The sequence below is a fragment of the Mesorhizobium sp. WSM3866 genome, assembly GCF_002294795.1.
In the GTDB taxonomy this organism is placed as follows: domain Bacteria; phylum Pseudomonadota; class Alphaproteobacteria; order Rhizobiales; family Rhizobiaceae; genus Mesorhizobium.
In genome coordinates this window covers 298,664-310,349 of record NZ_NSGC01000002.1, presented here as the reverse complement: position 1 = coordinate 310,349, position 11,686 = coordinate 298,664, and the positions used below count along the sequence as shown (strand labels likewise).

Below are 11,686 nucleotides of genomic sequence, written 5' to 3'. Positions count from 1 at the left end.
CGGAGTGAGACGTCAGCATTCCTTGGAGCACCCCTCATCCGTCGCCTGCGGCGATACCTTCTCCCACAGGGGGAGAAGGAGGAGCCTCATCCTTCCACGGATCCTTCACCCTCGGCCATATCGGCCTCGTCAGCTTCCTGTAATCCGTCGCCGCCGGATTGCTGGGATAAGAACTCGGCGCCGCGACATAGATGATCTCGGCGGCGATCGGCGCGAAGCCGGCGTAGAAATGGTTGGTCGACTTGATCAGCAGGATGTCCTTCGACATCGGATCGACGCCGATATTGGAAAAGATGTCCGGCTCGAAGGTCTGCGTGCGGTTGGTGTTGAGGATGACGTCGACCTCGGTGCCGTCGATGCGAATCACCGCAGCCGGCCCGAGCGTCACCCGGCTCGGCCCGAAGCTTTGCCAGCCCTCGCTGACGGCCTTGAGCACCGTGACGCGCGCGTCGATCGGCTCGCCGGCCTGCGGTCCGGCCTTGCCGCCGAAGCGCAGGTCGATGACGGCGCCCTCGCCAGCCGCCTGGCAGAAGGTCACCGCGATCGGATCCCAGATCGTGGCGACGCCGACTCTGTCGATCCCGCGCGCCAGCAACTCGGAGAGCACGATGGTGCCATCGCCCGGCACGCCGCCGCCCGGATTGTCCCAGATATCGGCGATCACCACAGGCTTGTCCTTCTGTGCCGCACGCACGGCAAGCGCCCGCTCGATGCCGGCGGAGGCGGAGAGCATCGTCATCGCCGTCTTTTCGCGCAACGCATAGAGCTCGCGTCCCAGCGTCTCGGCGAGTTGGTCGCCTTTTTCCTTGTCGTTGTCGGTGACGACCAGGATGCGCGTGCCCATCTCCGGCACGTCGGCGGCCATGAAACCGTGGATGACCGAGACCGACAGCACACCGTCCTTGCCGTGCAGCGCTTTGATCTTATCGACGAACGAGCGCATCGGCTCGCGGCTGGTCGGCAGCACCTGGATCATGCGGCAGTCGAAGGTCGAGATCACCGGCTTGATTTCGCCCCGCGCCGCGGCAAGGCCGAGCTCGACCACATGCTCGCCGCGCTCGTAGAAATCGGTGTGCGGGAATTCGAGGAAATAGGCCATGATGTCGGAGGCCGCGACGCGCTTGGGCGTCAGATGGCTGTGCGGATCGAATTCCGAGGCGATCACCACCTTCGGCCCGACGATTGCGCGCACACGCTCCAGCAGGTCGCCCTCGCAGTCGTCATAACCCTGCGCCACCATAGCGCCATGCAGGCCGAGGATCACTGCATCGACCGGCAGGGCAGCCTTGAGCTGGTCGAGGATCTCGTCGCGCAGCGCCTCAAAAGTCTGCCGCTGCACCAGGCCGCCGGGCTCCGCCCAGGTGGCGGTGCCTTCGGTGACGGTCAGGTCTTCGCTCGTCGCGCGCCGGCGCAGCGCCACTATCGGCGAGGAGCACAGCGTCGGCGTCTCCGGATGTTTTCCCGGGCCGGCATAGAAGGCCATCTCGAACGAGGCCCTGTCGGTCGGCACCGGCGAGAAGGTGTTGGTTTCCGTCGCCAGGGAGGCGGTGAAGATGCGCATCAAAACTCCGTGGACTATTTGTTTTTCGCAATTCCGGAGGGAAAACCGCTGCACAGTTTTCCTGGAATTGCCGGGATTGCTATTTCACCGCTCCTAATGCCAGCCCGCGGACCAGGTAGCGCTGCAGCCAGATGAAGAGGATCGCCACCGGCAGCGTCGCCAGCAGCGTGGCCGCCATGACATGGTGCCATTCGATCGTGTAGCGGCCGGCGACCAGCGAGAAAACCTGGATCGGGAGCGTGTAGCTTTCCTGGCTGCGCAGCATGGTGAGCGCCACGACGAACTCGTTCCAGGCGTTGATGAAGGTGAAGATCGCCGTCACAGCGATTGCCGGCAGGCAAAGCGGCAGGAACACTTTGCGCAGCGTCAGCCAGCGGCCGGCGCCTTCCATCCAGGCGGCCTCCTCGAGGTCGCGCGGAATGGTGTCGAAATAGCTCTGCAGCATCCAGACGGTGAAGGCGACGTTGAAGGCCATGTAGATGAAGCCGAGTGCCGTCGTGCTCTCGACCAGCCCCCAGGCGGCCATCAGCCTGAACAGGCCAAGCACCAGCACGATCGGCGAGATCATCTGCGAGATCAGCAGGAACTGGCGGAAGGCGCCATAACCGGCAAAGCGGAAGCGCGACATGGTATAGGCCGCCGGCACCGAGATCAGGATGGCGCCGATCGTCGCCAGCGCCGAGACATAGAGCGAGTTGAGAAGCGCCTGGCCGAAGCCGGTCGCCACCCACATGTCGGCGAAATTCGACCAGCGGAATTCGCTCGGCCACCATGTTGGCGTCAGCACTTCGGTCCGCGGCTTGACCGCGGTGAGGAACATCACCGCGAAGGGGAAGATCGTCACCACGATCAATGGCGCAAGCAGCAGCCAGGCGATGATCGAGCGTTTCAGCTTGCCGTTTCTCATGCGCGTTGCTCCCGCATGGCGAGCCGCACATAGATCATGGTGAAGATGAGCAGGATGACGAACATCACCAGCGACACCGCCGAAGCCTCGCCCAGCTTGCCGATGCGGAAGGCGAGCTTGTAGAGATGGGTGACCAATATGTCGGTGGAGTTCGCCGGTCCCCCTTGAGTCATCACCCAGATGATCGGGAAGGAGTTGAAGACGTAGATCGTGTTGAGCACGATCGCGATGTTGATGAACGGTTTTAGGAGCGGAAAGGTGATCTCGCGGAACTGCTGTAAGGGGGTCGCGCCCTCCAGCGCCGCGGCTTCGTAGAGATCGTCGGGGATCGACGACAGGCCGCCGAGGAAGATCGTGGTGGTGAACGGCACCGTCACCAGTATGCCGATCAGCACCTGCATCGGGAAGGCGGTCTCGGCGCTCGCCAGCCACTGGATGTTCTGGCTGATCAGGCCGAGCTTCATCAGCCCCGAGTTTAGCATGCCGCTTTCGCCGTTGAGCGCCCAGCGCCATACCACCGCCGTCATGGTGAGCGACACCGCCCAGGGCAGCATGATGATGACGCGGGCCAGCCCACGGCCGTAGAAGTCGGTATTGAGGATGATCGCCACCGGGATCGACAAGAGCAGCGCCCCGCCGACCACCAGCACGGTCCATAGGCCGGTGCGCCACAGGGCGGCGACAAAATCGGGATCGGCAGCAAGCGCCCGGAAATTGGCCAGGCCGCTGAAGTCGCGCAGCTGGCCAAAGCGATTCACGTCATGCGTCGAGATCTGCACGAGATCCCAGACGGGCCAGAAGATCACCACCGCCGCCAGCAAAAGGCTGGGAAGCGTCAGCAGATAGGGCACGATACGGCTTTGCATCGGCTGGCTTGCACCGCGTTGCGGGTAGATGGCAGTGGCATTGGTGCTCAAGGCACGTCCCCGCATTGGAATTTCGCTGGCCTGCCGGCTTGGCTGTCGTTCTTCCTGGGCAATTGCTTCAGGATTTGCATTCCTCGCCGGCGTTTGAGCCGACATCGATGATTGTCCTTGTCTGAACCGATTGCCCGGTCGTTCTTCCGCAATCCGACAGAAAACCGCGCCCGTTTTCCTGCGATTGCCAAGCCGGAGAGATGTGGCGCGCCCCGACGGGGTGGGGCGCGCCACGGGCGCAGGGAGATACGCCCTATTTCTTCAGTACGCCGTTGGCCTTGTCTGCCGCCTCCTTCAAAGCGACCTCCGGCTCGGCGCTGCCGAGATAGATCTTCTGCATGGCGTCGGAAGTGATCTGGGCGATTTCTTCCCAGCCCGGGATGACCGGCGCGAAGCGAGCGTCGGGCAACAGCGCGGTGAAGGCGGCGAGGTCGGCATTGTTGACGTAATAGTCCATCTTCGCCTCTTCCTTGTTCACGGGCAGGAAGCCTTCGCCTTGCGTGAACTTGGCGCGCTGCTCCTTGGTGAACAGGAAGTCGAGCAGCTTCCAGGCCTCGTCCTTGTTCTTGGAGTTCTTGAACATGATTATGGAATCGGTGACGCCATAGGTGCCGCGCGCGCCGGTCGGCCCGGCCGGAATGGCGGCGACGCCGTATTTCAGGCTCGGTGCCTCTTCCTTGATCTGGTTGGAGAGGAATGGCGCGGTGATCATCATGCCGACCTTGCCCTGCTTGAACAGGTTCTGCACGTCCTCGCGGTTGTTGGAGGTCACGCCAGGCTCGGTCAGGCCCTCGTCGATCATCGACTTGTAAAGCTTGGCCGCTTCAAGCGCCCCCGGCGTGCTCAGGCCCGACGTGCCGTCCTTGTTGAGGATCTCGGTGCCGAATGACCACATCGCGTAGTAGTAATAGACGTCCGTCTCGATCTCCTTGCCTTGCAGGCCGTAGCCGAAGGCGCCGACCGCCTTGATCTTGCGCGCGTCCTCCTGCAACTCGGTCCAGGTTGCCGGCGGCTTGGCTATGCCGGCCTTCTCGAACAGCTCCTTGTTGTAATACATGGCACGCGCCGAGGCGGCGATCGGCAGGCCATAGGTATGGCCGTTCATGATCGAGGGCTGCAGGAAGGTATCTATGAAGCGGTCCTTGAACTCGGGCTTGATGTAGCTGTCGAGCGGCTCGGCGACGTCTTGCTGCACGAAGTCGATCAGCCAGCGCGTGCCGATGATCGACAGATCGGCATTGGTGCCGGCAGTGATGTCGGTGGTCAGCTTCTGCAAGAGCACGTCCCACGGCACCACTTCATATTTGATGGTAATGCCGGGATTGGCCGCCTCGAACTCCTTCTTCACCTCTTCGAAATAGGGGCCGGTCTTGGCGCTGTATTCGGCGACGGTGACGCGCACCTCGCCCGCATCGGCCGGCGCGGCAAGCGCCAGCATGCTCATTCCGGCCAACAGGCCGACAGTCCATTTCGCAAGGCTCATCTGATCTCCTCCCATGATGCGCATTCGCGCCTGGCCCGGCGGGCACAGGATTATGTTACTTTCCTACATTATCGATGGTTTTCGGGGAAGCAAGCAGTTTATCATGTTGCTTAATTACATTTCGTTGAGTAGCGTTCTCTTCCTGTCGGAAGTGGCGAGGAGCACTGATCGTGGTGTCGCAGGGCGATTTCGAGGGCAAGACAATTGTCGTCACCGGCGCCGGCGGCGGTCTTGGCTCGGCGATCGTGGCGCTGATGGCCGAGCGCGGCGGCCGCATCGTCGGCTGCGACCAGTCGGCCGAGGCGCTGACCAGCCCGCACATCGCCTCGTGTCACGTTTTCAACCTGCTCGACCGCACCTCGATCGAAGCGGCGATCTCAAGCCTGCTCGACAAGGACGGCGTGCCGGATATCCTTGTCAACAATGCCGGCTGGACGCGCGCCGAGACGCTGAAAGCGTTGACGCCGGAGAGAATAGAACAGGAGCTCGATCTCAACCTCGCCGGTGTGATGAGTTTCGCCGATCCGCTGGTCAAGGCGATGGCCGCGCGCGGCTCGGGCAGCGTCGTCTTCATCTCCTCGGTCAACGCCATCGCGCATTTCGGCAATCCGGCCTATGCCGCCGCCAAGGCCGGCATCAACGCCTACGCCAAGTCGATCGCCGTCGAGCTTGGCCGCAGCGGCGTGCGCGCCAACGTCGTCTGCCCTGGCTCGATCCGCACTGCCGCCTGGGATCATCGCCTGGCTAAGGATCCCGAGATCCTCGGCCGGCTGAAGCGGCTCTATCCGCTCGGCCGCATCGTGAATGCGTCGGAAGTGGCCGAGGCCGTGGCTTTCCTTGCCTCCGACCGCGCATCCGGCATAACGGGCGCCGTGGTGCCGGTGGACGCCGGACTGACAGCCGGCTACCTGCCTTTCATCGACGACATTTTGGGAGCGTGACCATGACCGATGTCCAGTTTCGCAACCTGTCGAAATCCTTCGGCCAGCATAAAATCCTCGAGGACATCAACCTCGATATCAAAAGCGGCGAGTTCGTCGTGCTGGTTGGTCCGTCCGGCTGCGGTAAGTCCACGCTCCTGCGCATGCTGGCCGGGCTGGAGACGATCTCCTCCGGTGATCTCGTGATCGGCGGCACCCGTGCCAACGACCTGCCGCCGCAGAAGCGCAACATCGCCATGGTCTTCCAGTCCTATGCCCTGTTCCCGCATCTGAGGGCCGCCGACAATATCGGCTTCGGCCCGAAGATCCGCGGCGAGACGCGTGCCGCGATCGACGACAAGGTGAAGAAAGCGTCCGGCGTGCTCAACCTCTTCTCCTATCTCGACCGCTATCCCAGACAGTTGTCCGGCGGCCAGCGTCAGCGCGTCGCCATGGGCCGCGCCATCGTGCGTGAGCCCTCCGTCTTTCTGTTCGATGAGCCGCTCTCCAATCTCGACGCGCAGTTGCGCGTGCAGATGCGCACCGAGATCAAGGCGCTGCACCAGCGGCTGAAATCGACCATCGTCTACGTCACCCACGACCAGATCGAGGCCATGACCATGGCCGACCGCATCGTCGTGATGGATCGTGGCCGCATCCAACAGGTCGGACAGCCGCTCGAACTCTACGACCGGCCGGCCAACAAGTTCGTCGCCGGCTTCATCGGCTCGCCGTCGATGAGTTTTGTTTCCGGCGCGCTGAAGACCGCCGACGCCAAGTCCTGGTTCGAGACCAAAGGCGGCGGCCGGCTGGCGCTTGCCGGCAAGACAGCGTCCGGCGGCGACACGGTCGAGGCGGGCATCCGCCCCGAGCATTTCATCATCGGCGCGCGTGACGATGCCATCGCCATCGACGTCGACGTGGTCGAGCCGACCGGCTCAGAGACCCATGTCTATGGCTCGATCGGCGACGACACGGTACGCGCCGTGTTCCGCGACCGGCTGCAGGTGAAGCCGGGTGACCGGCTGCCAGTGAGCGTCGACCCGCGCAACATCCATCTCTTCGACAAGGCGACGGGCCTGCCGCTGTGAGATGAAAGGATGAAGACCCCGGCCGACATCATCACCCGCCTGCAACTGATGTCGCAGGACGGCACCAAATCGGACCGCCGGCTGGCCGGCTTGGTGCTTTCCGATCTCGATTTCGCCTCCAAGGCGGCGATTTCGGAGATTGCCGCGCGTGTCGGCGTCAGCGAGCCGACCGTCACCCGCTTCTGCCGCAATCTCGGCTGCGAGGGCCTGCGCGATTTCAAATTCTATTTGGCGCAGGCGATCGCCATCGGCGGTCAGTACCTGTCGCCGGAACCGCTCAGCCGCGACGCGCGGGAGCAGCGCATCGCTTCCGCCATTACCGAGGCAGCGGTCGCCGCCATCCAGCGGGCCAGCGAAAATCTCGACATGACGACGCTGATGGCTGTCGGCGCCCGCATCGCCGGTTCCGGCAATGTGCTGTGCATCGGCTCCGGCGGCATCTCCTCGATGATGGCGACGGAGATGCAAAATCGGCTGTTCCGGCTGGGCCTCTCGGCGCTCGCCCAGGTCGACGGCCAGTTACAGCGCATGTATGCGGCGGTCGCGACACCGGAGACGACGCTGGTCGCCTTCTCGGTCTCGGGCTATGCCCGCTCGGTCATCGAGGCGGTCGAGGTCGCGCAGCAATATGGGGCAGCCACCGTCGCCATCACCGCGCCCGATTCGGCTTTGGCCAAGGTCGCCGACACGGTCATCCAGCTGCAGTCTTTCGAGGACGGCAATATCTACAAGCCGACCTCGTCGCGCTACGCGCTGCTTGCCATTCTCGACATGATCGCCACCACGGTGGCGGAATCGCGCGGGCCGAAGGTGCTGGAGAACCTGCGCCGCATCAAGCAGAGCGTGAACACGCTGAAGGTCGACGATCCGAAGCTGCCGCTGGGAGATTGAAGCGCCGGCGCTGAACTGCCGATCTCCCCCGAGTAGGAACCCAAGCGGGGGGAATGTCCGGCAGGACAGAGGCGGGCGCCGGCCCGCCCTGCCTCTCAAGTTTGGATTACCCGGAACGCGCCTCGACGCGCTTCGCCAGCTCAGCCGCATCACCCCAGATCCGCAGCGTCTTAAGCCGGAACGTGCCTCCGGCCACCACCGAAACCGCCGATCCCGGCACGCCAAGCGCCTTCGCCACCATCCGCTCCAGCGCCGTATTGGCGGCGCCGTTCTCCGGCACCGCGCGCACACGCGGCTTGAGATGGCTGCGCCCGTCGGCGGCCATCTCAATGCCTTCGATCCGATCCACTGCCGCCTTCGGCGTCAGCCGCACGAAAAGGTCGATGCCGTCGTCGCGCGGACGGAACGGCGAGGCCATGGATCGGCCTTAAGCGACCCAGGAGAAGACGGTGGTGATCAAAAACTGGCGGATGAAGAAGATGATCAAAAGAAGAATGATCGGCGAGATGTCGATGCCGCCAAGATCGGGCATGTAGCGGCGGATCGGCCGCAGCGCCGGCTCGGTCAGACGGTAAAGCATATTGCCGACGGTGCCGACAAACTGGTTGCGCGAGTTGACGACGTTGAAGGCATAGAGCCAGGAAAAGATCGCCGAGGCGATGATGATCCACCAGTAGATATCAAGCGCCATGACGATGGTTTGAATAAGGGCGATCATGCCGGTCTCCAAATTGTCGCCGACATGTAGCCATTGCGCGCGGAACCGGCAAGGCCCGGCCGTTTCGGCGCTCGATGCCGGGCAGCCGTTTCGCCTTGACATCAAACCGCCGCGACCGATACAAGCCGATCCGCTGGAACGGGGCTGTAGCTCAGCTGGGAGAGCGCATCGTTCGCAATGATGAGGTCAGGGGTTCGATCCCCCTCAGCTCCACCAGCCGAAAGCAGGGCGGGCTCTGGGCCCGCCAGTCGCTCAATCATCCCAATCGTCCCAATTGTCTTCATCCTGCCGCGGATAGCTGGGGATGACGCGGACAATCGGCCGCTGGCGCTCGTAGCGCCAGTAATACTCGTCCGACGGCTGCGGCTCGTAGGTGCGATAGATCGGCCGGTAGTGCCGCTCGCGCTTCCAATGCTTGTGCTTCTTGTGCGGGCGCACGCAATAGCCGTCTTCGGTCAGGTACGCGCATGTCACATGCGCCTGCTGCACGAGGCCGTCTCCAGCCGGGATACCGATCATCGGCGCCGCCTGAACCGCGGGCGCCAGCGCCAGCATGGTGCCGGCAAGAGTAAGGACGGACAATTTCATCGACCTCTCCATCGTCTCGAATTGGGCGGCCGAAAGACCTTCGGATTCAGGACGATTTGCGGCGACCAGCATCACTTTTCTTTCCCGCCGCACATATGAGCGTCAGATCATGTTTCCACTAGCATCCTGCGTCCTGCACGCCGGCCTGCTCTGTTTCCAGGTCACGAATTGGCAACGAGAAGCCATCTTCCGCGTCATTCCCACGAAACAGACGGGGCGCATTGGGTTGGGCGTCCCGCCGCCGACGTATCCGCCATCCCAACGGAGGAAGTATCAATGTCAGTGGTGGGAATCCTGCTCCATCTCGGCCGTGCCATCATCCATGCGCACAACAACGCCAAGGTCAGGAACCTGATGGACGCCTCGCCGCCCGAAACCCGCAGAGACATGGGCCGGCAAATTTCACCCGGCGCCTCCGAAAAAGAGCCCGGCGCCATTCATCCCGGCGGACGCTAAGACAGCTCCAGGATAAGTGCGAATTGGACGCTCCGCGTGGCCGGTATTGCCCGATCATCTGGAGACCGCCGTCGCTTTGCGATTGCGCTGTCGCGCATAGGCCACGCAGGCGTCCACCGTGCTGACGCAGAGCGCATCGATGCTGTTGGGCAAATTGTTATCGCCGGCATAGGTCACTTCCGCGACACGGCCGCCGAGCATGCGAATCTGCGTGTTGCAATAGCCGCCGGGCGCGACGTTGACGGACCCTCCAACCGCGGGGATAGCGCCCAGGGCCATGGTCGGCACCGCGATGTTGAGATTGCCGCGCTGCACGCTGCGCTGATAGGTCCAGATCTGGCCGGAAGGTCCCACATCGGCGGTCGCGGTCGGAAAGCCGGCGCACATGCGGACATCGGCCTCGCTGAGGCCGACCATTTCCCTGCGGGCGGCGGCCGTGGTGGCATCCTCTTTCGCGACCCGCGACGTATCGTCGGGGATGACGCAGGACGACAGGATGGAGATGCCTGCCGCAACAAGGGCAAGTTTTCGAATGCGCAAAGTTGTCATGCCGTCGGTCGGAGTTGCGTGCCGCCCCAGCGCCTCTTGCCTACCTAGGCAAGCGGGCAAGGGCGTCAACCCGTCGAGGTCCGCGAATTCCCGTCAAAGGCGAGGGCGCCTATCGCTCTACGTGTTCACGTCACCCGCAAATAGCTCGTCATGCCCGTCTTCTGGTGCTCGATGATGTGGCAGTGGAGCAGCCAGTCGCCGGGGTTGTCGGCGACGAAGCTCAGCTGCACCTTCTCGTCGGGCTGGATGAGATAGGTGTCGGAGATAAGCGGCTGGACCGCGCGCGTCGAGGACGACAGCACCTTGAAGCTCATGCCGTGCAGGTGGATCGGGTGCACGTGCGGCGTCAGGTTTTCCATGTCGATGATGTAGCTTTGGCCGAGTTTCAGCTCGGCCAGCGGCGCGGTCGGGTCCGGCGTGTCGCCCGGCCACGGCACTTTGTTGATCGCCCAGAAACTATAGCCGAGCGACCCACAGATGCTGTCGGCCGCGACATTTTCGGCCGTGGCGCTCAGCGCCAGCGGAATGCGCCTCGCGGCGGCGACGTCCACCTCCGCCACCGGATTGGGCTCGAGCGGGCCGAGATCGCGAAGATCGCGCCTGAGCGATTGGCCGACCGCACGCAGCGTCGCCAGAACTTTTGGCTTCGTGCCCCTGACATCCCGCAGGCTGACGATCGCGCCTTCGTCGTCGGGCATGCGGATGGCAAGCTCCAGCCGCTGTCCGGCCCGAGCTGCAGGGCGTCGGGCGCAAAGCGCTGCGGCACCGGATTGCCGTCGAGCGCGATGACGGCGGCCTCGGCGCCGTCGACGCGGAAGCCATAGATGCGCGTGACGTCGGTGATGGCGGCCCGCAGCCGCACCAGCCCGCCGGCCGGCGCGTCATATTGCGGCTGGTCGAGCCAGTTGGCCGTGCGCACCGTGCCATAGGTGCCGCTGCGCGCCGCATCGCGCGGCCGGAACTGCGCGATGAACTGGCCGTCATCGCCGAGGCGCCAGTCGCGCAGATTGAGCGCCACTTCGGCATCGAAGGCAGGATCGTTCGGGTTTTCCACCACGATGACGCCGGTCAGCCCATGGCCCATCTGTTCCAGCGTATTGCAATGCGGGTGATACCAGAAGGTGCCGGCGTCTGGCGGCGCGAAGGCGTAGTCGAAATGATCGCCCTGATACACATAGGGCTGGATCATGAACGGCACGCCGTCCATCTTGTTGGGAACGCGGATGCCATGCCAATGGATGGTCGTCGGGTCGTCGATGCCGTTGACGAGCCGCGCAGCGAATGGCTTGCCTTTCTTCATCCTGATGACCGGCGGCGGGCCGGCCTCGCCATAGGTCAGGACATTCTTCGTTGGCGCGCCGGCCATCAACTGCGCTGCTATGCCTGCCGTCTTCAAGATCAGCGGTTCGGGTTTCGCCGCCGCCCAGCCGGCGAACTTGCCGGCGGTCGAGAGGCCGATGCCGGCCGCGCCGGCCGCCGCGGCGCCCTGCAGGAGTCTGCGGCGTGTGAAGACCGACATTGAGAATCCGGAATGGGTGAGTGGCGGCTTCAGGCTCTACCATCATTCGCGTACATCCCGAAACGGACAGATCGCCGCTCCCGAAA

At 63.7% G+C, this 11,686-nt stretch carries 12 protein-coding genes, 1 tRNA gene and 1 pseudogene; 5 read left to right on the top strand and 9 right to left on the bottom strand.

Features of this window, described 5'->3' with window-relative positions; all coding sequences use genetic code 11:
• Positions 1-34: 34 nt before the first annotated feature.
• The 4 genes from CK222_RS05705 to CK222_RS05690 all read right to left on the bottom strand — a co-directional run bounded on the left by CK222_RS05705 (position 35) and on the right by CK222_RS05690 (position 4,868).
• On the bottom strand, positions 35-1,561 hold the full coding sequence (locus CK222_RS05705; RefSeq protein WP_095799693.1) for a M81 family metallopeptidase: 1,527 nt from the start codon (positions 1,559-1,561) through the stop codon (positions 35-37).
• A 79-nt stretch (positions 1,562-1,640) separates the two neighbouring features.
• On the bottom strand, positions 1,641-2,468 hold the full coding sequence (locus CK222_RS05700; RefSeq protein WP_095799692.1) for a carbohydrate ABC transporter permease: 828 nt from the start codon (positions 2,466-2,468) through the stop codon (positions 1,641-1,643).
• On the bottom strand, positions 2,465-3,334 hold the full coding sequence (locus CK222_RS05695; protein ID WP_067002161.1) for a sugar ABC transporter permease: 870 nt from the start codon (positions 3,332-3,334) through the stop codon (positions 2,465-2,467). The genes CK222_RS05700 and CK222_RS05695 overlap by 4 nt, the downstream gene beginning before the upstream one ends.
• A 304-nt stretch (positions 3,335-3,638) precedes the next feature.
• On the bottom strand, positions 3,639-4,868 hold the full coding sequence (locus tag CK222_RS05690; RefSeq protein ID WP_095799956.1) for a sugar ABC transporter substrate-binding protein: 1,230 nt from the start codon (positions 4,866-4,868) through the stop codon (positions 3,639-3,641).
• 170 nt (positions 4,869-5,038) lie between these two features.
• Here CK222_RS05690 and CK222_RS05685 point away from each other — a divergent pair, with 170 nt between their 5' ends.
• From CK222_RS05685 to CK222_RS05675, 3 genes are read left to right on the top strand one after another with little or no spacing between them, the layout of a single operon-like run.
• Complete coding sequence (locus CK222_RS05685) at positions 5,039-5,809, top strand: SDR family oxidoreductase (protein ID WP_095799691.1); 771 nt, start codon at positions 5,039-5,041, stop codon at positions 5,807-5,809.
• 2 nt (positions 5,810-5,811) lie between these two features.
• Positions 5,812-6,879: a sn-glycerol-3-phosphate ABC transporter ATP-binding protein UgpC gene (gene ugpC, locus CK222_RS05680; RefSeq protein ID WP_095799690.1), complete on the top strand. Its 1,068-nt coding sequence runs from the start codon at positions 5,812-5,814 to the stop codon at positions 6,877-6,879.
• Positions 6,880-6,888: 9 nt separating this feature from the next.
• The gene (locus tag CK222_RS05675; RefSeq protein WP_067001412.1) at positions 6,889-7,770 is read left to right on the top strand and encodes a MurR/RpiR family transcriptional regulator; all 882 of its coding nucleotides are present in this window, start codon (positions 6,889-6,891) and stop codon (positions 7,768-7,770) included.
• Positions 7,771-7,876: 106 nt separating this feature from the next.
• Here the strand turns inward: CK222_RS05675 and CK222_RS05670 are convergent, their stop codons facing one another.
• Positions 7,877-8,188: a DUF167 family protein gene (locus tag CK222_RS05670; RefSeq protein ID WP_095799689.1), complete on the bottom strand. Its 312-nt coding sequence runs from the start codon at positions 8,186-8,188 to the stop codon at positions 7,877-7,879.
• Positions 8,189-8,197: 9 nt separating this feature from the next.
• Positions 8,198-8,488, bottom strand: coding sequence for a YggT family protein (locus tag CK222_RS05665; RefSeq protein WP_067002157.1), 291 nt, complete (start codon positions 8,486-8,488; stop codon positions 8,198-8,200).
• A 140-nt stretch (positions 8,489-8,628) separates the two neighbouring features.
• On the opposite strand from CK222_RS05665, the gene CK222_RS05660 reads away from it, so the two are divergent.
• Positions 8,629-8,704: transfer RNA gene (locus tag CK222_RS05660), tRNA-Ala, on the top strand.
• A gap of 36 nt (positions 8,705-8,740) precedes the next feature.
• Here the strand turns inward: CK222_RS05660 and CK222_RS05655 are convergent.
• On the bottom strand, positions 8,741-9,076 hold the full coding sequence (locus CK222_RS05655) for a hypothetical protein (RefSeq protein ID WP_127239488.1): 336 nt from the start codon (positions 9,074-9,076) through the stop codon (positions 8,741-8,743).
• A gap of 276 nt (positions 9,077-9,352) precedes the next feature.
• Between CK222_RS05655 and CK222_RS05650 the strand changes: the two genes are divergently transcribed.
• Positions 9,353-9,532, top strand: coding sequence for a hypothetical protein (locus CK222_RS05650; protein WP_095799687.1), 180 nt, complete (start codon positions 9,353-9,355; stop codon positions 9,530-9,532).
• Between the two features lie 54 nt (positions 9,533-9,586).
• Here CK222_RS05650 and CK222_RS05645 read toward each other — a convergent pair whose 3' ends face one another.
• Both CK222_RS05645 and CK222_RS05640 read right to left on the bottom strand, forming a co-directional pair.
• Positions 9,587-10,081 carry a hypothetical protein gene (locus CK222_RS05645; RefSeq protein WP_095799686.1) on the bottom strand — a complete coding sequence of 165 codons (495 nt, stop codon included), beginning with the start codon at positions 10,079-10,081 and terminating at the stop codon, positions 9,587-9,589.
• A 125-nt stretch (positions 10,082-10,206) separates the two neighbouring features.
• Positions 10,207-11,600, bottom strand: a pseudogene (locus tag CK222_RS05640) (multicopper oxidase family protein).
• Between the last annotated feature and the right edge of the window lie 86 nt (positions 11,601-11,686).